At 60.0% G+C, this 19,979-nt stretch carries 22 protein-coding genes and 3 tRNA genes; 4 read left to right on the top strand and 21 right to left on the bottom strand.

All coding sequences use genetic code 11. The annotated features are described in order from the left end of the window. Window positions 1–15: 15 nt before the first annotated feature. From nuoL to PQU92_RS00555, 15 genes are all read right to left on the bottom strand, one after another. Window positions 16–2,097 carry an NADH-quinone oxidoreductase subunit L gene (nuoL, locus tag PQU92_RS00625; RefSeq protein ID WP_272746286.1) on the bottom strand — a complete coding sequence of 694 codons (2,082 nt, stop codon included), beginning with the start codon at window positions 2,095–2,097 and terminating at the stop codon, window positions 16–18. A 7-nt stretch (window positions 2,098–2,104) separates the two neighbouring features. Further along, window positions 2,105–2,413, bottom strand: coding sequence for an NADH-quinone oxidoreductase subunit NuoK (gene nuoK, locus PQU92_RS00620; RefSeq protein WP_023463917.1), 309 nt, complete (start codon window positions 2,411–2,413; stop codon window positions 2,105–2,107). Beyond that, complete coding sequence (locus tag PQU92_RS00615) at window positions 2,410–3,018, bottom strand: NADH-quinone oxidoreductase subunit J (RefSeq protein WP_272746285.1); 609 nt, start codon at window positions 3,016–3,018, stop codon at window positions 2,410–2,412. The genes nuoK and PQU92_RS00615 overlap by 4 nt, the downstream gene beginning before the upstream one ends. Before the next feature lie 101 nt (window positions 3,019–3,119). Then, window positions 3,120–3,611 carry an NADH-quinone oxidoreductase subunit NuoI gene (nuoI, locus tag PQU92_RS00610; protein ID WP_272746284.1) on the bottom strand — a complete coding sequence of 164 codons (492 nt, stop codon included), beginning with the start codon at window positions 3,609–3,611 and terminating at the stop codon, window positions 3,120–3,122. After that, window positions 3,608–4,693, bottom strand: a complete 1,086-nt coding sequence (gene nuoH, locus PQU92_RS00605; protein WP_272746283.1) for an NADH-quinone oxidoreductase subunit NuoH — start codon at window positions 4,691–4,693, stop codon at window positions 3,608–3,610. The genes nuoI and nuoH overlap by 4 nt, the downstream gene beginning before the upstream one ends. Before the next feature lie 4 nt (window positions 4,694–4,697). Then, the gene (gene nuoG / locus PQU92_RS00600; protein WP_272746282.1) at window positions 4,698–6,761 is read right to left on the bottom strand and encodes an NADH-quinone oxidoreductase subunit NuoG; all 2,064 of its coding nucleotides are present in this window, start codon (window positions 6,759–6,761) and stop codon (window positions 4,698–4,700) included. Window positions 6,762–6,808: 47 nt separating this feature from the next. Next, window positions 6,809–7,249, bottom strand: a complete 441-nt coding sequence (locus PQU92_RS00595) for a TM2 domain-containing protein (protein WP_272746281.1) — start codon at window positions 7,247–7,249, stop codon at window positions 6,809–6,811. A 9-nt stretch (window positions 7,250–7,258) separates the two neighbouring features. Next, window positions 7,259–8,572: an NADH-quinone oxidoreductase subunit NuoF gene (nuoF, locus tag PQU92_RS00590; protein ID WP_272746280.1), complete on the bottom strand. Its 1,314-nt coding sequence runs from the start codon at window positions 8,570–8,572 to the stop codon at window positions 7,259–7,261. Continuing rightward, complete coding sequence (nuoE, locus tag PQU92_RS00585; protein ID WP_272746279.1) at window positions 8,572–9,234, bottom strand: NADH-quinone oxidoreductase subunit NuoE; 663 nt, start codon at window positions 9,232–9,234, stop codon at window positions 8,572–8,574. The genes nuoF and nuoE overlap by 1 nt, the downstream gene beginning before the upstream one ends. 48 nt (window positions 9,235–9,282) lie before the next feature. Continuing rightward, window positions 9,283–9,636 carry a hypothetical protein gene (locus PQU92_RS00580; protein ID WP_272746278.1) on the bottom strand — a complete coding sequence of 118 codons (354 nt, stop codon included), beginning with the start codon at window positions 9,634–9,636 and terminating at the stop codon, window positions 9,283–9,285. Further along, on the bottom strand, window positions 9,636–10,037 hold the full coding sequence (locus tag PQU92_RS00575; protein ID WP_272746277.1) for a hypothetical protein: 402 nt from the start codon (window positions 10,035–10,037) through the stop codon (window positions 9,636–9,638). Before PQU92_RS00575 ends, PQU92_RS00580 begins: the two co-directional genes overlap by 1 nt. Further along, complete coding sequence (locus PQU92_RS00570; protein ID WP_272746276.1) at window positions 10,034–11,296, bottom strand: NADH-quinone oxidoreductase subunit D; 1,263 nt, start codon at window positions 11,294–11,296, stop codon at window positions 10,034–10,036. The genes PQU92_RS00575 and PQU92_RS00570 overlap by 4 nt, the downstream gene beginning before the upstream one ends. A 4-nt stretch (window positions 11,297–11,300) precedes the next feature. Continuing rightward, window positions 11,301–11,903 carry an NADH-quinone oxidoreductase subunit C gene (locus PQU92_RS00565; RefSeq protein ID WP_272746274.1) on the bottom strand — a complete coding sequence of 201 codons (603 nt, stop codon included), beginning with the start codon at window positions 11,901–11,903 and terminating at the stop codon, window positions 11,301–11,303. A gap of 12 nt (window positions 11,904–11,915) precedes the next feature. Beyond that, on the bottom strand, window positions 11,916–12,497 hold the full coding sequence (locus PQU92_RS00560) for a NuoB/complex I 20 kDa subunit family protein (protein ID WP_023463905.1): 582 nt from the start codon (window positions 12,495–12,497) through the stop codon (window positions 11,916–11,918). Then, complete coding sequence (locus PQU92_RS00555) at window positions 12,488–12,895, bottom strand: NADH-quinone oxidoreductase subunit A (RefSeq protein ID WP_303657250.1); 408 nt, start codon at window positions 12,893–12,895, stop codon at window positions 12,488–12,490. Before PQU92_RS00555 ends, PQU92_RS00560 begins: the two co-directional genes overlap by 10 nt. A gap of 299 nt (window positions 12,896–13,194) precedes the next feature. On the opposite strand from PQU92_RS00555, the gene PQU92_RS00550 reads away from it, so the two are divergent. The 4 genes from PQU92_RS00550 (at window position 13,195) to PQU92_RS00535 (ending at window position 17,350) form a co-directional block, all read left to right on the top strand. Next, a tRNA-Asp gene (locus PQU92_RS00550) sits at window positions 13,195–13,271 on the top strand. 58 nt (window positions 13,272–13,329) lie between these two features. Further along, window positions 13,330–13,406: transfer RNA gene (locus PQU92_RS00545), tRNA-Asp, on the top strand. Window positions 13,407–13,743: 337 nt separating this feature from the next. Then, window positions 13,744–16,968 carry an autotransporter outer membrane beta-barrel domain-containing protein gene (locus PQU92_RS00540; RefSeq protein ID WP_272746272.1) on the top strand — a complete coding sequence of 1,075 codons (3,225 nt, stop codon included), beginning with the start codon at window positions 13,744–13,746 and terminating at the stop codon, window positions 16,966–16,968. Between the two features lie 139 nt (window positions 16,969–17,107). Then, a complete protein-coding gene (locus tag PQU92_RS00535; RefSeq protein WP_272746271.1) occupies window positions 17,108–17,350 on the top strand; it encodes a hypothetical protein in 243 nt (80 codons plus the stop codon). On the opposite strand, the gene arsC is transcribed toward PQU92_RS00535, so the two are convergent. The 6 genes from arsC to PQU92_RS00510 all read right to left on the bottom strand — a co-directional run bounded on the left by arsC (window position 17,347) and on the right by PQU92_RS00510 (window position 19,768). After that, the gene (gene arsC / locus PQU92_RS00530) at window positions 17,347–17,769 is read right to left on the bottom strand and encodes an arsenate reductase (glutaredoxin) (protein WP_272746269.1); all 423 of its coding nucleotides are present in this window, start codon (window positions 17,767–17,769) and stop codon (window positions 17,347–17,349) included. The genes PQU92_RS00535 and arsC overlap by 4 nt on opposite strands. Then, window positions 17,760–18,446: an aquaporin gene (locus PQU92_RS00525; protein WP_272746268.1), complete on the bottom strand. Its 687-nt coding sequence runs from the start codon at window positions 18,444–18,446 to the stop codon at window positions 17,760–17,762. The genes arsC and PQU92_RS00525 overlap by 10 nt, the downstream gene beginning before the upstream one ends. Continuing rightward, window positions 18,436–18,768 (bottom strand): ArsR/SmtB family transcription factor, encoded by a 333-nt coding sequence (locus PQU92_RS00520; protein ID WP_272746267.1) that lies wholly within the window; start codon window positions 18,766–18,768, stop codon window positions 18,436–18,438. The genes PQU92_RS00525 and PQU92_RS00520 overlap by 11 nt, the downstream gene beginning before the upstream one ends. 67 nt (window positions 18,769–18,835) lie before the next feature. Further along, complete coding sequence (locus PQU92_RS18815; RefSeq protein WP_368407091.1) at window positions 18,836–18,982, bottom strand: DUF6538 domain-containing protein; 147 nt, start codon at window positions 18,980–18,982, stop codon at window positions 18,836–18,838. Window positions 18,983–19,304: 322 nt separating this feature from the next. Then, window positions 19,305–19,380 (bottom strand) — tRNA-Val (locus tag PQU92_RS00515). Between the two features lie 109 nt (window positions 19,381–19,489). Then, window positions 19,490–19,768 carry an HU family DNA-binding protein gene (locus tag PQU92_RS00510; protein ID WP_023463901.1) on the bottom strand — a complete coding sequence of 93 codons (279 nt, stop codon included), beginning with the start codon at window positions 19,766–19,768 and terminating at the stop codon, window positions 19,490–19,492. Window positions 19,769–19,979 lie beyond the last annotated feature (211 nt).

The raw sequence follows: 19,979 nt of genomic DNA, 5'->3' as shown, positions 1-19,979 counted from the left end.
TAAACTTTCTCTCCCCTATTTCGCCATGAAGAAGACGACCCAGGTCAAAAGACCCGCGATGCCGAGGAACATGACGAAAGCGTAGTGATAGACGTAGCCCGTCTGGGTGCGGACCAGCTTTTGCGCCGACTTGAGCGCGGTCCAGGCCGCCCCGTTCGGGCCGAGGTTATCGATGATTTTCACATCGAGCACCTTCCAGAACAGGTCGCCCAGAGCCTTCGAACCCTTGACGAAGGTGGCCTGATAGATCTCGTCGAAGAACCACTTGTTATACAGGAAGGTATAGAGCGGGCCCTTTTGCGCCGCCATAGCCTTCGGCAGGGCTGGCTTGAGCAGGTAGAAATAGACCGCGCCGAGCGTGCCGAGCAGGGTGACAACCAGCGGTGCCCACTTGACCCATTCTTCCTTGATGTGGTGCGCCTCGTGCAGGACGTGGTTGTGCGGACCGTGCTGGATAGCGTGGCCCCAGAAGTCGTGGGCGTGATCGCCGACGAAATAAGGCGCGAAAACGAAACCAGCGGCGACCGCACCGACTGACAGGACGATCAGCGGCACCAGCATAACCCACGGGCTTTCGTGCGGCGTATGGGCATGGTGATGGTCGTCATGGCCCTCTTTGTCTTTGGGGCCATGATCATCGTGCGCGTGGTCGTCATGACCATGAGCGGCATGATCATCGTGACCGTGCGAGGCGTGGTGATCGTCGTGGGCGTGTTCCCAGATCTTCTTGCCATGGAAGGTCATGAAGGCCAGACGCCACGAATAGAAGGCAGTCAGCAGCGCGGCCAGAATACCGATGCAGAAGGCGAACATGCCTTGCGGCGTGTTGGACGCGGCCCATGCGGTTTCGATAATGGTGTCCTTCGAGAAGAACCCGGCGAAACCGATTTGCGTGTGCGGGATACCCAGGCCGGTGATGGCGATGGTGCCGATGGTCATACAGGCATAGGTGATCGGCAGATACTTGGCCAGACCGCCCATCTTACGCATGTCCTGTTCGTGGTGCATGCCGTGGATGACCGAACCGGCCCCCAGGAACAGCAGCGCCTTGAAGAAGGCGTGCGTGAACAGGTGGAACATGGCGGCTTCGTAAGCACCGACACCGGCGGCGAAGAACATGTAACCGAGCTGGGAACAGGTCGAGAAGGCGATGACGCGCTTGATGTCGTTCTGCGTGAAGCCGATCGAGGCTGCGAAGATGGCGGTAATCGCACCGATATAGGTGACGATGGTCTTAGCGACCGGGGCATATTCGAACAGCGGCGACAGCAGACAGACCATATAGACGCCGGCGGTGACCATGGTCGCCGCGTGGATCAGGGCCGACACGGGCGTCGGGCCTTCCATGGCGTCCGGCAGCCAGGTGTGCAGGAAGAACTGCGCCGACTTACCCATCGCGCCGATGAACAGCAGGAAGGCGGCCAGATCGAGCGCCGACCATTCGTAACCAATGAAAGTCCACGTCGTCCCGGCCTTGGCGGCGATCAGCGGGAACAGTTCGTGGAAGTTGATCGTGCCGAACATCCAGTAGACCGTCATGATGCCCAGCGCGAAGCCGAAGTCACCGACGCGGTTGACAACGAAGGCCTTGATGGCAGCCGAGGACGCACTGTCCTTCTGGAACCAGAAACCGATCAGCAGGTAAGACGCAAGGCCCACCCCTTCCCAGCCGAAGAACAGCTGCATGAAGTCGGCAGCCGTCACCAGCATCAGCATGGCGAAGGTAAACAGCGACAGATAGGCGAAGAAGCGCGGACGCGACGGATCCTCGGCCATATAGCCCCAGCTATACAGGTGGACCAGCGACGACACGCTGGTCACCACGATCAGCATGGTCGCCGACAGGGCGTCGATGCGGATGGACCACGCCGAATGGAAGGTGCCAATATTGATGAAGTCGAGCAGCTTGACCGTAAAGGATTCAAGGCCGCCCCACGTGTGCTGAGAGAAGACGTACCACGACAGGGCGCAGGACAGGAACAGAAGGCCCGTCGTCACCGCCTGAGAGGCGATATTGCCGATCTTGCGACCGAACAGGCCCGCGATCAGCGCGCCGACGATGGGCGCAAGTACAAGGATCGTAACCAGAGTTTGCATGATTTCCTTAGCCCTTCATCATGCTCGCGTCATCGACTTCGATGTCGCCGCGGTTACGGAAGAAGGTAACGAGAATAGCCAGACCGACGGCGGCTTCGGCCGCGGCGACGGTGAGGACGAACATCGCCATGATCTGCCCCTGCACATTATGCAGGTGCGTCGAGAAGGCGACGAAGTTGATATTGACCGCCAGAAGGATCAGTTCGATCGACATCAGGATGATGATGATGTTGCGGCGGTTCACGAAGATGCCGAAGACGCCGATTGTGAAAAGAATGGCCGACACGACCAGATAGTGGGCAAGACCGATAGTCATTCCTTGATTCCTTCGCCGGTTTTGACCTGCACGATTTCGACCGCATTCTTACGACGACGCGTGACCTGCGTGTGAATGTCCTGACGCTTGACGTGGACGCGGTGCTGAAGCGTCAGCACGATGGCCCCGATCATGGCGACCAGAAGCACGAGGCCCGAGGCCTGGAAGAGATAGACGTAGTCCGTATAGAGGACGCGACCGATGGCTTCGATGTTCGACATTTCCGGGCCGTAGACCTGCGGCGATTGCCCGGCCGCCGCGCCGCGATCGGCAATGGCGATAGCGATCATGATCAGCTCGGTCAGAAGCAGCACACCGACGACCGCACCGATCGGCAGGTAGTTGGCGAAGCCCTGACGCAGCTTGACGAAGTCGACATCAAGCATCATCACCACGAAAAGGAACAGCACCGCGACGGCGCCGACATAGACGACGACCAGCAGCATGGCGAGGAACTCGGCCCCCATGAGGACGAACAGGCCCGCCGCCGAGAAAAAGGCGAGGATCAGGAACAGCACCGAGTGCACCGGGTTGCGCGCGGTGATCACCAGCGCTCCGGACAGAACGGTCACTGCCGCCATTATGTAAAAGGCAATTGCCAACATGATCGGGACCTCCGCCCCTTTAGTTACTCTGGGTTCGGGATCGCTCCCTACCCCTTCAAACCGTGATCCCGCAAGCTTTAACCTTACGGAATCGGTGGATATTAACGGTACGGTGCGTCCAGCTCCAGCGAACGGGCGATTTCGCGTTCCCAGCGGTCGCCGTTGGCCAGAAGCCGTTGCTTGTCGTAGTACAGTTCTTCGCGCGTATCGGTGGCGAATTCGAAATTCGGCCCTTCGACGATGGCGTCGACCGGGCAGGCTTCCTGACACAGACCGCAATAGATGCACTTCACCATGTCGATGTCGTAGCGCGTCGTACGGCGGCTGCCGTCGTCACGCGGTTCGGCTTCGATGGTGATAGCCTGAGCCGGGCAGATGGCTTCGCACAGCTTGCAGGCGATGCAGCGCTCTTCGCCGTTCGCATAGCGGCGCAGCGCGTGTTCACCGCGGAAACGCGGCGAGATTGGGCCTTTTTCGAACGGATAGTTGATGGTCGCCTTGGGCTTCATCATATATTTCAGCGCAAGGCCGGTGGCCCCGACGAAGTCGAGCAGCAATGCGCCCTTGGCGGCCTGAACGAGACGGGCGATCATACGAGGTTACCTCCGAAAACGCGGTAGGCCGCAATCAGGACCACAGCCACCAGCGACAGCGGCAGGAAGACTTTCCAGCCCAGACGCATCAACTGATCGTAGCGGTAGCGGGGGACGATGGCCTTGGCCAGCGCGAACATGATGAACCAGAACACCACCTTCAGGATGAACCAGCCCAGGCTGATCAGGATGTAGGCCAGCGAACCCTGCGGGACGATCGAGTCCATTGGGATCGGCGACTGCCAGCCACCGAAGAACAGGATGGTGATCATGGCGCACATCAGGACGATGTTGGCGTATTCACCGATCATGAACAGCAGGTACGGCGTCGAGGAATATTCGACCTGATAACCGGCAACCAGTTCCGATTCCGCTTCGGGCAGATCGAACGGCGGACGATTGGTTTCGGCTAGGGCCGAGATATAGAACATGACCATCATGCCGAGCATGATCGGCAGCTTGATGATACCAAGGCCGAGCAGCCCGCCGCCGCCGAGGAAGTTCCAGTTCCAGAAACCGCCCGCCTGCGCGTTGACGATGTCCGACAGGTTCATCGAACCGGTCAGCAGGACGACGGTGATGATGATGAAGCCGAGCGAGACTTCGTAGGACACCATCTGCGCCGCCGAGCGCAGCGCGCCGAGAAACGGATATTTCGAGTTGGACGCCCAGCCGCCCATGATGATGCCGTAGACACCGAGTGACGAGATGGCGAACAGGTAGAGGATGCCGACATTGATATCCGACACGACCCAGCCCGGCGCGAACGGGATGACCGCCCACGACATGAAGGCGAGGATAAAGGTCAGCAGCGGCGCGATCAGGAAGACGGTCTTGTCGGCACCGGCGGGAATGATGACTTCCTTCAGCACGAACTTCAGGAAGTCGGCGAAGGACTGCATCAGACCGAACGGACCGACGACGTTCGGGCCCTTGCGCATCTGCACGCCGGCCCACACCTTGCGGTCACCCCACAGGAGGAAGGCCAGCGAAATCATGACGCCCATGATGACGGCGGCGGATTGGCCGATGGTGATGATCGTCCAGCCCCACGGGCCAGCCCAGAAAGAAGGTTCAGTCATTCTCTTACTCCGCCGCCAGACTCAAAGGCGTCGACCGGACCGCCGAAATTTCCGCCATGGCCACCGAGGCCCGCGCAATCGGGTTGGTCAGATAGAAGTCCTTGATATTGGAGGCCAAAAGGCCGTCTTTAATCTCGCCCTTGACGCCAAGGGTGGTCACATCGAACGCTTTCGCTACCGGCTTGGCGTCGACGCGGCCGAAGGTCGGGTGATCGGTGATCAGGGCGCGACGCAGATCCGACAGGCTGTCGTACGGCAGGGTCTGGCCCAGCTTGGACGACAGGGCGCGGAAGATCGACCAGTCCTCCTTGGCCTCGCCCTTCGGGAAGACCGCGCGTTCAGCGATCTGGACCCGGCCTTCGAGGTTGACGTACATGCCCGACTTTTCGGTATAGGCAGCCCCCGGCAGGATGACATCGGCGACCGAAGCCCCGGCGTCACCGTGCGAGCCGACATAGACCACGAACGAGTCCTTGAGGCCGCTGGTGTCGATTTCGTCGGCCCCGATCAGGACCACAACATCGAGCTTGCCGTTCAGGATACCACGCGTATCGAGACCACCCTCGCCCGGCACGAAGCCCATGTCGAGACCGGCCACGCGGCCTGCGGCCTGATGGACGATGTTGAAGCCGTTCCAGTCTTCGCGCACCACGTTATAAGGTGCCAGAACTTCCGACGCGATCAGGCTGAGAACGGCGGCACCGTCTTCACCCGACAGCGGACCGGTGCCGACCAGAACGGCGGGCTTCTTGGCGTTCTTCAAGAGGTCGCGGAACGCGCCTTTCTTGATGTCTTTCAGCGCCTTGGCGTCGGAACCCAAGTGTTCGTAATCATAGGTCAGGTCGTAGGCTTCACCGATGACGCCGATCTGTACCTGCCCCTTGAGCCAGGCCTTACGGATGCGCGCATTGATCAGCGGCGCTTCCAGACGCAGATTGGTGCCGACCAACAGAATGACGTCGGCCTCTTCCAGCGCCGCAACGCCGGTATTGAACAGCCACGATTCGCGCGGCGTATTGGCCGAGACCGGGCCGAACTGCTCGCCATGCTGACGACAGTCGAGGTTCTTGACACCCAGAGACGTGAACAGATCCTTCGCGGCTTTGAGGCTTTCGGCGTCCTGAAGGTCACCGGCGATGACGCCGATCTTCTCGGCAGTTATCGCTTGCAATTTGCCAGCCACTGCATTCAGAGCCTCGTCCCACGAGGCCGGGGTCAGGCTGCCGCCTTTACGGACATAAGGTTTGTCGAGACGCTGACGGCCCAGACCGTCAACGGCGTAGCGCGACTTGTCCGACAGCCATTCTTCGTTGAGGTCTTCCTTGAGACGCGGCAGGGCGCGCAGCACGGCGGCGCCGCGATTGTCGATGCGGATATGCGCGCCCAGCGCGTCCATCACGTCGATGGTTTCGGTCTTGGTCAGTTCCCACGGGCGGTAGTTGAACGACCACGGCTTGTGCGTCAGGGCACCGACCGGGCACAGATCGTTCAGATTGCCCGACAGTTCCGACGACACGGCCTGTTCCAGATAGGAGGTGATCTCAGCGCCTTCACCGCGCGAAATCATGCCCATCTCGGTCACACCGGCGACTTCGGTCGAGAAGCGGACACAGCGCGTGCACTGGATACAGCGCGTCATATAGGTCTTGATCGTAGGCCCGAGGTGCTTTTCTTCGACCGCGCGCTTGTTCTCCTGATAGCGGGAACCGTCGCGGCCATAGCCCATGGCCTGATCCTGAAGGTCGCATTCACCGCCCTGATCGCAGATCGGGCAATCGAGCGGGTGGTTGATGAGCAGGAACTCCATCACGCCTTCGCGGGCCTTCTTGACCATTGGCGTGTTGGTGAAGATTTCCTGACCGTCGGCGGCGGGCAAGGCACACGAAGCTTGCGGCTTCGGCGGTCCCGGCTTCACCTCGACAAGGCACATGCGGCAGTTGCCCGCGATCGACAGGCGCTCATGGTAACAGAAACGGGGAATTTCTTCGCCCGCCAGTTCCGCCACCTGAAGCACGGTCATGCCGGGTTCAAACTCGACCTCGACCCCATTGACTTTAGCTATCGGCATGTGCCTCAAACCTCATACGTAAAAAAGTGTTCCGAAACAGCGGGCTATTAGAACCAGCTCTTATCCCCGGCGACGTAGTCGTCGTGGAATTGCTGTTCGGACTTGAACAGGTAGATAATCAGCTCGACGAACGAGATGAACGCGACCGCCAGACCCGGAATGACCAAGATCCAGCCGATCGTGCCGCAGATCAGCATGATGATGCCGGCATTGGTCTTGCCGAGGTAGAACTTGTGGATACCGAAGACCCCGAAGAAGAAGGTCAGCAGCGCGGCAATCCACTTGTTCTTGTCAGCCAGACCGGTGTGAAGCACGTAGACGCTGCGGGCAATGCCGTCGCTGCCTTCGAAATCGACCGTCGTTCCGGCCGCAACCGACCGCGCGCCGCCCATCAGATCGGCCTGAGAAAAGCTGTAACGCACGCTGTCATCACCGCTGATCAGACCCTGACCGGTATAGTTGTCGAAAGACAGAACCTTGCCCCGCATGTGTGTCCCCTACTCCGCCGCGATGGTGTGCCCGGCGAAGTTGGACTTCGACGAACGGTAAAGCGTGATGCGATCCTCGATCTCGTGACGGAAGTGACGGATCAGGCCCTGAATCGGCCAGGCCGCCGCGTCGCCGAGCGCGCAGATGGTGTGGCCTTCGACCTGCTTCGTGACTTCCAGCAGCGTGTCGATTTCCTTCGGATCGGCGTCGCCGGTGACCATGCGCTCCATGACGCGCCACATCCAGCCGGTGCCTTCGCGGCACGGCGTGCACTGGCCGCAGGACTCGTGCTTGTAGAAGTAGCTGAGGCGCGCGATGGCCTTGATAAGATCGGTCGACTTGTCCATGACGATGACCGCCGCTGTGCCCAGGCCGGACCCCAGACCGCGTAGGGTGTCAAAGTCCATGGCCAGGTTTTCGCACTGTTCCGCCGGGATCATCGGCACCGACGAGCCGCCGGGGATGATGGCCTTGAGATTACCCCAGCCACCGCGAATACCACCACAATGGTCTTCGACCAGCTGGCGGAACGGGATCGACATGGCTTCTTCGATATTGCACGGCTTTTCAACGTGGCCGGAAATGCAGAACAGCTTGGTCCCGGCATTGTTCGGCGCGCCGAAGCCCGCGAACCACTGCGCGCCGCGACGCAGGATCGTGCCGACGACAGCAATCGATTCCACGTTATTGACGGTCGTCGGGCAGCCATAAAGACCGGCCCCAGCCGGGAACGGCGGCTTCAAGCGCGGCTGGCCCTTCTTGCCCTCCAGCGATTCCAGCAGCGCGGTTTCTTCGCCGCAGATATAGGCCCCGCCACCGTGGTGAACGTAGATGTCGAAGTCCCAGCCGTGGATATTGTTTTTGCCGACCAGCTTGGCCTCATAGGCCTGCTTGATCGCGGCTTCCAGGCGCTCGCGCTCGAAAACGTATTCGCCGCGCAGATAGACGTAACAGGCATGGGCCTGCATAGCGAACGACGCGATCAGGCAGCCTTCGATCAGCAGATGCGGATCGTGGCGCATGATTTCGCGGTCTTTGCAGGTGCCGGGTTCGGATTCGTCGGCGTTCACAACCAGATAGTGTGGGCGATCCTTGACTTCCTTCGGCATGAAGGACCACTTCAGGCCGGTCGAGAAACCCGCACCACCGCGACCGCGCAGGCCGGAGTTCTTGACGTTGGTGATGATCCAGTCGCGCCCGTAGGACAGGATGTCCTTCGTCGCATTCCACGCGCCGCGTTGCTTCGCGCCTTCGAGGCCCCAGTCGTGGAAGCCGTAGAGGTTCGTGAAAATCCGGTCTTTGTCTTCGAGAATACCAACCATTACGCTTTCTCCGCTTCGGGAGCGTTCGGAATCTTAATCGGCTTGGCCAGCGAGCCGTCGAACAGCGACGGATCGGTCAGGCTGGTCGCGCCACCCAGAGGTTCGGACGTGAAACGGCCATTGTACGGCCCCGTCTTCGGTGTCTTGCCGGCGGCGAAATCGTCGATGATCTGGGCCAGATTATCCGGCGTCAGGTCTTCGTAGAAATAGTCGTTGATCTGCGCCATTGGGGCATTGGTGCAGGCACCAAGGCATTCGACTTCCTGCCAGTAGAACTTGCCGTCCGCCGAAAGCTTGTCCTTCGGGCCGATCTTGTCCTTGCACACCTTCATCAGGGCTTCGGAGCCACGCAATTGGCACGGGGTCGTGCCGCACACCTGAATCAGCGCCGCGGAGCCTACCGGCTCAAGCATGAACATGGTGTAGAAGGTCGCGACCTCATAGACGCGAATCTGCGGCATACCGAGCATCTTGGCGATGGCCGTGATGGCGGGCTCACTGACCCAGCCTTCCTGCTTCTGAACCAGCCACAGGATCGGAATGACCGCCGACTGACGGCGGGAGTCTGGGTATTTGGCAATCCACCAGTTAGCCTTTTCAAGCGTTTCAGGCTTGAAGGTAAAGCTTTCCGGCTGAACGGCGGCGAGACGGCGAACGGACATCTCAGGCCTCTCTCATCTGGGGTACGAAATAGTTTTTATTTAAGCGGCTCATTGTTTCAGAGCCTCCCAACGGTCGTGACGCGCCTTCATCATGCGCGTCGAGGCCGCCTTGACCAGCGGCAAGCGCTTGGCCAGCAGCATGGACACCACGGCAATGCCGATCGACGCAAAGACCAGCGGCGATTCCGCCTGCTGCGGGTTGGCATCGATATAGAGTTTCACGCCGAAAATGATCACCAGCAGCGGCACATAGGACACGGCGGTTTCCAGCAGAAGGTCCCTGAGGTACCCCGTGGCGCCGTCCGGATGGAAGGCAAATGCGGCGCGACCCAGCATGTAGCGCAGGCCGATGGCAACCGTCAGGAAGACGATGACGAGCAGAAAGGATTGCCAGGTTTGCATTATGCGGCCCTCCCCGCCTTACAGGCCGCACGAGCAGCGTCGATCCGGTTGCCCGCATCGCGCACGAACGGAATGTAGCGCGAAAAGCGGCGCATGATAAAGATCACCACCAGAGCGCCGATCAGGGCCGGCGAATGCGACAGCTCGGGGTGCATAACATAGATGTACCAGCGAAGGGCCACGCCGATCAGCATATAGGGGATGAAGATCGCCCCCAGACGCAGGAACTCATCGTACAGGAAGCCATTGGCCCCGCCCGGATGGAAATTCCAGGCCGACTTGCTCATCAGCCAGCGCACGAGAATGATGGCGGCGATAATCGTCGAACCGACGATCAGCGGCATCACCACCATCATATAGGGCGCCAGATGCGCCGCATCGTGCGGGAAGTCGGGGTTCATCGATCGACCTCGCCGAACACGATGTCGAGCGAGCCGAGGATCGCCGAGACATCAGCCAGCATGTGGCCGCGGTTCATCCAGTCCATCGCCTGCAGGTGGGCAAAGCCCGGCGCGCGGATCTTGCAGCGGTAGGGCTTGTTGGTGCCGTCCGAGACCAGATAGACGCCGAATTCGCCCTTCGGTGCTTCGACGGCGGCATAGACCTCGCCCGGCGGCGTCTTGAAGCCTTCGGTATAGAGCTTGAAGTGATGGATCAGCGCTTCCATCGAGTTCTTCATCTCGGCGCGGCGCGGCGGCGTGACCTTGTGGTCGGCGGCCAGCACTTCGCCCGGCGTGACTTTCAGCTTTTCAAGGCACTGCAGCATGAGGTCGGCGGCGATGCGCATTTCCTCGACGCGGCACAGGTAACGGTCCCAGCAGTCGCCGTTCTTGCCCAGAACGATCTCGAAATCGAGCTCGTCGTAGCACTCGTAAGGCTGCGACTTGCGCAGATCCCAAGGCACGCCCGACCCGCGAATCATGACGCCGGTGAAGCCCCAGTCATAGGCCTGCTGCTTGGTCACAAGGCCGATATCGACGTTGCGCTGCTTGAAGATGCGGTTTTCCGTAACGAGCGATTCGATGTCAGCCAGGGCGCGCGGGAATTCCTTGCACCAGGTGATCATGTCTTCGATCAGTTCCGGCGTCAGGTCCTGATGGACGCCGCCCGGACGGAAATAGTTGGCGTGCAGACGCGCCCCGCAGGCGCGTTCATAAAACACCATCAGTTTTTCGCGCTCTTCGAAGCCCCACAGCGGCGGCGTCAGCGCGCCGACGTCCATGGCCTGGGTCGTGATGTTGAGCAGGTGCGACAGGATGCGACCGACTTCCGAGAACAGGACGCGGATCAGCTGGGCGCGCTTGGGCACTTCGAGACCGAGCAGACGCTCGATCGCCAGACAGAAAGCGTGCTCCTGATTCATCGGCGCCACGTAGTCGAGGCGGTCGAAATAGGGCGTGTTCTGCAGATAGGTGCGGTATTCCATCAGCTTTTCGGTACCGCGATGCAGCAGGCCGATATGCGGATCAACGCGCTCGACGATTTCGCCGTCGAGGTCGAGCACCAGACGCAGAACGCCGTGCGCCGCCGGGTGCTGCGGGCCGAAATTGATGGTGAATTTGCGGTCATCGAAGCTGGAGCGCGCCTCGACATCGTCGAATACGGCACCGGTCTTCGCATCGACAAAGGAGGCCATCGGGTTTTTCAGTTCATCAGCCATGATACTATGCCTTCGCCTTTTCATCGCCCGGCAGCACGTATTGCGCGCCTTCCCACGGCGAGAGGAAATCGAAACGACGGTATTCCTGCGTCAGCTTCACCGGTTCATAAACGACGCGTTTTTGTTCTTCGTCATAACGGACCTCGACATGGCCGGTCATCGGGAAGTCCTTGCGCAGCGGATGGCCTTCGAAGCCATAGTCCGTCAGGATGCGGCGCAGATCGGGCTGGCCCGAAAACAGCATGCCGTACATGTCGAAGGCTTCGCGCTCGTACCAGTCAGCGTTCGGATAGACGTCGCGCACGGTGGGCACCGGCACCACTTCGTCGGTCATGACCTTGACGCGCAGGCGCACATTCTGGGTCAGCGACAGCAGGTGATAGACGACATCGAAGCGACGGGCCCGCTTGGGATAGTCGGCACCGCACAGGTCGATCAGCTGATGGAAGCGATAGGGCTCGGCGCGCAGCTTGGTCAGCACCTCGACAATGCGCTCACGCTCAACGACCAGCGTCAGTTCACCAAACGCAAAGATGGTCTCAATGAGGCCTTCCTTGAAATCGGACTTCGCCTGCTCGGCAATCTTGAGGAGTTTTTCTTCGGACATTCTGAAACTCCCTTAGCGACGGATCGTGCCGTTGCGGCGGATCTTCTTCTGAAGCTGAAGCAGACCGTACAACAGGGCCTCGGCCGACGGCGGGCAGCCCGGCACATAGACATCGACCGGCACGACGCGGTCGCAACCGCGCACGACGCTGTAGCTATAGTGATAATAGCCGCCGCCATTGGCGCACGACCCCATCGACAGGACGTAGCGCGGGTCCGGCATCTGGTCATAGACCTTGCGCAAAGCCGGCGCCATCTTGTTGGTCAGGGTGCCGGCGACGATCATCAGGTCCGACTGGCGCGGTGAGGCGCGCGGGGCCATGCCGAAGCGCTCCATATCGTAGCGCGGCATCGAGGCCTGCATCATTTCGACAGCGCAACAGGCCAGACCGAAGGTCATCCACATCAGCGAGCCGGTGCGCGCCCAAGTGATGACGTCATCAGCCGAAGCGACGAGAAAACCCTTGTCGTTCAGTTCGGTGGAGACGGCTTCGAAAAACTTGTCGTGGACTTTGGGGTCGTACCCTTCGACGGTGCTGCGGCCCGCTTGGCCGTAAGCCGTTACGTCCGTCTGGCCAGGAAGAATTATTCCCATTCCAGGGCTCCTTTGTTCCACTCATATATAAAGCCTACGGTCAGGACGCCGAGGAAGACCATCATCGACCAGAAGGCGAACTGCATCCCCGCCTGCGGCAGGTCGAACATCGACACCGCCCACGGGAAGAGGAACGCCACTTCGAGATCGAAGATGATGAACAGGATCGAGACGAGGTAGAATCGTACGTCGAATTTCTGACGGGCGCTGTCGAAGGCGTTGAAACCGCACTCATAGGCCGACAGCTTTTCGGTGTCAGGCGCCTTGGGGGCCAGAACCAGCGCGGCGACGATGAAGCCGAGGCCCAGAACGAGTGCGATGCCGAAGAATATGATGATCGGCAGATATTTTATAAGCAGGGCTTCCACGGGTGCGACCTCACTTTTAGTACGCGCCATACGCCATATTGCACCGCGAAGGGCAAAGCGGACGGCAGACTCAATGAGTGCCTATTAGACCACCTCGGGCCAAGCTTCAAACACTAGAAACAAAGAAAACGTGGGAAATGATAAAATTGTATCAGAAATTATAGCAATTGCGAAGCACTCGCAAATCATTCCCGCTCGTCCACAGGCAAATCGGTTTTTGACGTTTTTTAGAAACATCACGCTTGACACCCGCCCCTGCCCCGCACTATCAAGCCCACCTCTTCACGAAGCGCCTTAAACGCTTTGCTGCAGAGGAAAAATTCAAGTTTGCGGGTGTAGCTCAGTTGGTTAGAGTGTCGGCCTGTCACGCCGAAGGTCGCGGGTTCGAGCCCCGTCACTCGCGCCACTTGCAGAGACGTCCAGTCCTCAGGTGGCCTCGCAAAACTTGATAATCATTATGGAATGCGGGTGTAGCTCAGTTGGTTAGAGTGTCGGCCTGTCACGCCGAAGGTCGCGGGTTCGAGCCCCGTCACTCGCGCCACTTGAATGATACGCTCTTCAGGTGGCCTCGCATTTCCCTCTTTTCTCTCTGAATTTCGTCATCTGCGTTAACTTTGCCATAGGCAAGGTCGTGCGTTTGCGTGTAAGTCTGTCCTGAAATATTGGCAGGGTAAGGACGAGCGTTTTGGGCGGCCGCATGTCGGATGTGACATAGAATCGCCCATATTCATCCGGAAAAGTCGCCACGGACACGTGACGACCTTTGGGGCGAACCCCAGAGCTTTGCCGCGTTATTTATTATGGGGGCAGGTGCGGCGTCTGATTTTGGCGCCGGATGGTCTGTCTGAAAATTTCAAACGACGAGCGAAAGCGAACCTATGCGCAAATCTCATCTGTTTAACGCCACTGCCCTCGGCCTCGTCATGGCCGTCGCCCTCGGGGCGCAGGCTCAGGCCGAAACCAGCATCACGACCGCGACCACGACGCCGGTACGCACGGCCACCATCGGCACCGGCGGGACGGCCGACGATATCAATATTACCTCGGCCGGCACGATTACGCTCAAGGACGCCAACGCCCGTGCGGTGACGATCGATTCCAATAACAAGCTGACCATGGCCGGTGCCATCGACATGTCGGCGTCCGGCGATAATGCGACCGCCATCTATGTCGACGGCGGTCGCACCGGCAGCGTGTCGGTCTCCGGCAAGATTACCGTCACCGACGACTATACGCCCACCGATACCGACAGCCCAGTGGACGGAATCACCGACGGCGCTTTCGCCACCGGCACGGGCCGTTATGCCTTCCGTTCGGCCGGCACCACGCCCTATGTCGGTAATATCGACTTCCTGGCCGCCACCACGACGACGACCGGCAGTGTCATTCTGGTCGAGGGTAATAATTCTTATGGGGTCCGCTTTGAAAACGCCCTCACCGGTAACCTGACCCACAAGGGCAGTCTGACCGTCGTCGGCAACAATGCCCGCGGCTTCTCGTTCGAGAATGCGGTTACCGGTCGTCTGATCATCGGGGGTTCGGTCGGCGTGCTGGGCGAAGGCGCCACGGCCCTGAACCTCACCGGGGGCGTCAACGGCGCCGTGATCATCGACGGCACGATCGCCGGCAGCGGTTACCGTCTCACATCCATCCCGGATCAGGCGACGCTGGACAAGCTGCAAGCCGAAGACAAGCTTCAGGCCGGGCCTCTGATCAATATCGCCTCGAACATCACCCAGGGCCTTCTGATCCAGTCCGCCATCACCAATACGGATGCCGCGACCGTCACCACGCCGAACAATGACGAAGACGGCAACGGCATCGACGATACGCTCGACGGTGCGGCCTCCCTGAGCCAGTTCGGTGGTGCCGCCGCGCTCAGGATCGGGTCGGCGACGCAGGATATCACGCTTAACGCCATCAACATCGCCTCGACCGCGACGGATCTGTACAAGGATCAGAAGTTCGGCCTCGTCGTCCGGGGTTCGGTGACGTCGGCTGGCGTGCTGGACGGCATCGCCGCCAAGGCAATCGAAACCGGCGGCCTCGGTCGTACGGTCCTGTTCGAAAACGGCATTCTGATCGCAGGATCGGTCTCCTCGTCTTCTTATCTGGCAGAAAACCGCGCCGTCAGCCTGCTGTCGGGCACTCAGGCCGCGAAGTTCAACGTCTCAGGTCTCGTGAAGGGTACCGCGGCCTCCAAGACCAACCAGACGGCCTACGGCATCTATATCGGGACCGGAGCCAATGTGCCCGAACTCAATATCGCCGGTTCGGTTCAGGCCGCGGGCATAGGGTCCAAATCCAACGCCACGGCGATTTTCGACGCGTCGAACCTGCTGGCGCGGGTGACCAATACCGGGAACATCTCGGCCTCGCTCACCGCCACCGACGATGACGGAGACGGCGTGATCGATACCTCGACCAATCGCGCCGTGGCCATCGATACCCGCGGCAATACGCTGGGCCTGACCCTGACCCAGACCGACCTCAAGCCGGACGACGATACGGTCGCCGCGCCGTTCATTACGGGTGACATCCTGCTGGGCTCCGGCGCGGATGTCCTGAATATCAATGGCGGCTTTATCCTCGGCAATATCGATTTCGGGGGTGGTGCCAACAGCCTGACCATCAATACCAAGGCCATTGTCGCCGGTAAGATGACCGGCAGTGGCACGGTCAATCTCGATATCGTCAACGGCAGCCTTAATCTGGCGCTCGGTTCCCGACTGAACCTGAGCCAGTTGAACGTTCGCAAGGACGGTACGCTGCGCTTCATTCCGGATACGACCGCCCCGGGCACGGCACTGCTCGTCTCCGCCGGGCCCGCGGTCTTCGAAACCGGCGCCAAGGTGCAGATCGGTATGTCCAAGATCGTCAAGGCACCGACGCGCTACACCCTGCTGACCGCTTCCAGCATCACGCTGGGCACGCTCGACACGGCCAGCCTCGACGCCAATATCCCGTATCTGTACAAGGCGGCCTTGTCGACCGACACGGCCAAGACCAGCCTGTTCGCCGACGTCCGTCTGCGGACCCAGAGCGAAACCACCCTGACGGCGAACGAATTCGCCGCCTTCGATGCGATCATGACCGCCGCCCAGGGGTCCACGGGAGCCACCAACGCCCTGCTCGACCCGATCACGGCAACCGGATTCGAGAAGGCCTACCTCTCCTTCCTGCCCGACTATTCCGGTGAAACCCTCCTCAGCCTGGCCAAGGGCAATGACGCCCTGAGCCGCACCCTGGCCAGCCAGTCAGTCATCCCGCCGACCGGCGAAAACCAGTACTGGCTGCAGGAATATGGCTATCAGGTTACCCGCGACCGCGCCGAAGTCACCGGCTTCGACGCGCGCGGCTTTGCCTTTGCGGGCGGCGTCGAGCGCGGCCTGACCTCCACTCAGGCGGCGGGCCTCTATCTGGGCTATACCGCGGCCTCGCCTTCCGACACCTTTGCCTCGCCCGAAGAGGACATGACCGCCACCGACCTCAGCCTCGGCGTCTACTGGCGTCTGGATACGGGTTCGGGGCTGAAGAGCTGGGTCCGCGCCGGTGCCGGTTATACCAAGCTCGAATCGACCCGCCAGATTCTGGAAGGCACCTTCATTTCCCGTAACGAGGCGACCTGGAATGGCGTCAGCTATTCGGGCAGCGTCGGCGCCTCCTACGGGTTCGAAGCTGGCTGGCTGAGCCTCACGCCGCTCCTCAGCGCCGACTACTACGGCCTCAAGGAAGACGCCCACACCGAAACCGGCGGCGACGTCGCCTTTGACCTGTCTGTCGAGGAACGCACCAGCCACATCCTCAGCGGTTCGGCGATCCTGAATATCGGCCGCTCGGACAAGAACGCCCTCTTCCGCCCGGAACTGTGGGTCGGCTACCGCAACAACTTCTCGGTTGAAATCGGCGATACCGTCGCCCGTTACGGCACCCAGACGCCGTTCACCCTGCACGGTGGCACCGTCGAAGGCGGCGGCCCCGTGGCCGGTCTGCGCATCGCCGCCTCGAACGAATACAGCTATTTCGGCATCGAAGGCGAGTACGAGAAGCAGGACGCTTACGAGAACGTGTCGCTGTCGCTGCGCGCGCGCTTCCAGTTCTGATCCCGGTACCTCGGGTCAAAAACGCCGCCCCCTCCGGGCGGCGTTTTTTTTGCGCGGTTTATCTTACAGAGGCACATGACGACTGAGGCTTTGCAGCCCAGGGGCTAGGATCGTGTTTTTAACCACAAGGATTCCTACCATGGCCACAGCACAACAAAGTCAAGGCGGCTCCAACAATCTGGCGATCATCCTGGGCGTCGCGCTCATCGCCGTTCTGGCGGTCATAGCGGTCTATATGATGCAGGATAACCGTTCGGGATCCGAACGCGCCGCCGACGCCATTGAGGCCCTACCGCAGGGCGTCGACAAGGCAGCAGACAAGCTGGGCGACCAGCCGCCCGCCGAGAACGTCAAGCGCAACGCGGAAAAGGCAACGAATTAACCTACTCGGTTGCCGTTCGCATCGATCAGAAGCTCGCCGTCTTCTTTGTAGAACGGCCCCGCAGGAAAACGCTCGATCAGGTCGAGGACCGTCTCGCTTGGTCGGCAAAGCTTGGTTCCCTTGTCGGTTACGACAATGGGACGATTCACCAGCACAGGATATTCCAACATTGCCAACAATAGGCGTTCATCGCTGACGGCAAGATCGAGCAGGCCCATTTCCTTTGCGGGGGACTTGCTTTCCCGTAGGGCTGTGCGTGGTGTAAGTCCTGCCGCCACCAACAGACTGACAAGCTGCTCCCGCTGCCAGCCCGTCTGTAGATACTCGACGACCACAGGCGTAAAACCCGCCGCTTCGAGAAGGGCCAGCACATTGCGAGACGTCCCGCAGTCAGGGTTATGATAGATCGTTACAGACATTGTTCTTCTCTCGATTTCAGAAACCACGCACAGACGGCGTAAGCGACCAACGCGCCACCTATCTGCGCCGCCACGAACGCTGGCGCATCATGGGGGCGAATGCCCGCAAAGGTGTCGGATAGGCTTCGAGCAAGGGTAACAGCTGGGTTGGCAAACGAGGTCGACGCCGTGAACCAATAGGCGGCAACGATGTAGAGGCCGACCGCCACAGGAACGAAGCTGTCTCTGAATCTGACCGTGCCGAGGATGGTTATGACCAAGCCGAAGGTGGCGATACCTTCCGAGAGCCACTGTGGGGCACCCGTTCTCACCTTCTCCGATACCTGAACGATGTCCTCACCAAACATCATATGCGCCAGCCAGACGCCAAGCGCCGCTGCTAAGACCTGTGCGCCGATATACCCCAAAGACGCCTGCGCAGAGATTTCTCGCCGCAGGGCGAAGACGAGCGTTACAACAGGGTTGAAATGCGCGCCAGAAATCGGGCCAAGCAAGGTGATCAGAACGACAAGGATTGCCCCTGTAGCGATAGCATTACACAGCAGGGCGATGGCGACATTACCGCCTGATAGCGACTGGGCCATGATGCCCGACCCGACGACCGTGGCCAGCAGCAAGCTGGTGCCCAGCCCCTCCGCGAACAGTTTGCGACCAAAGCTATAGGTCTCAACAGCCACAGGCGATCTCATCCAATAGCGGCTGGCACAGGTCGGCCCTGCCGCCGCAGCAATCGCGGAGCAGGAAGGTAAGCAAGCCCTTGATGCCGTCGAAGTCCGCGAAGTAGCGGATGCTGCGCCCCTCTCGGACGAACTTGATCAGCCCAGCGTGCGCCAGCACCGACAGGTTGGCCGACATGGTGTTCTGCCTTACACCAAGGTGATCACCGATCTCGCCTGCGGCCATGCCCTCTGTGCCCGCCCGTATGAGCAGGCGTATGACATCCAGACGCGTTTCCTGACTGAGCGCCCCGAAGGCCGCGATTGATTGATTCTTATCCATACATCATGATTATTTGATATATGTGATCCTGACAAGCCCTGTCGCGTCTTATAGGTGAAGCACCTACCTAAAGGAACAAGCCAAAATCCACGGCCTCAGCATCGGCCCGCCGTCCTGTCTTCAACGATCTGACGAAGTGCGAATGCCCGACAATGGGTTGAAGGCGTGAGGGGATTTTCCATCGAACATAGAAGGATCGACCTCTGACGAACATCCCATGCTTTTGTCCTAATGATATGCGCCGGTCATTTCCGGGGCGATCTGTTTCGACCATCCCGGACGGGCTCGACGAACCGTAGATGGATGGTTTCCCCGTCGTTTTTGAAGATGCTGAGGGCCGACGATGGCCAAACAGTCTGGAAGCCCTTGTCTGCGCACTTTGGTGGCACAGTCCGGTGGCACAGGCTGTTGGGTGTTTAGTGTCTGATTCTACAGGGTAAAACGACTGTTGGGAGGCCGTTTGGTGGCACAATCCGGTGGCACAAGGCGGGCCATTCTGTCGATTTTCGGCAAATACTTGATTTAATTCAAGAATTTGGTGGGCGATGACGGGATCGAACCGCCGACCTACTCGGTGTAAACGAGCCGCTCTGCCAGCTGAGCTAATCGCCCTGATCCAAGGACCAAGTCCGGCAATAAAAATCCGGAGGCCGGTCAATGCCAACCTCCGGACTCTAAGTCAAGTCTCGCGGATCGTTTTCCGCAATAAACCTGTGCTGAATTAGCCGTTCAGGGCCGACTTCAGGCCTTCGCCGACGCGGAAGCGCGCGGTGACCGAAGCCGGACGGGCAACGGTTTCGCCGGTGCGCGGGTTGCGGGCGGTGCCAGCTTCGCGCTTGACGGCCAGGAAGGTGCCGAAGCCGACGAGGCGGACTTCTTCACCCTTTTTCAGGGCATCAACCACGCTGTCGGTGAAGGCGTCGACGGCCTTCTTGGCTTGTTCCTTGGTCAGACCCGCCTGCTCGGCGATGGCGGCCACGAGTTCAGCTTTCGTCGTCATAATCTCTCTCCCAGCCCGCGGAAACGGGCATCTGCTTGTAAACCGGTCAACCGGACTCACCTGAGTCGTCGGCGGGTGGACCCGATAGAGACTACAATTTTAGGCTTACGTCAAAAGCGAAATCGTACTTTTTGCACTGCAAACCGAAGTTTTTTAAGGGTTTACACAAAAAAGAGCGAAATTTGAGCGCCTTAGACGCCCGAATTCCGCT

Source organism: Asticcacaulis aquaticus, assembly GCF_028550415.1.
GTDB lineage: Bacteria > Pseudomonadota > Alphaproteobacteria > Caulobacterales > Caulobacteraceae > Asticcacaulis > Asticcacaulis aquaticus.
Note: the sequence above shows the minus strand (reverse complement) of the source record. Positions and strands in the feature narration are given on the sequence as shown.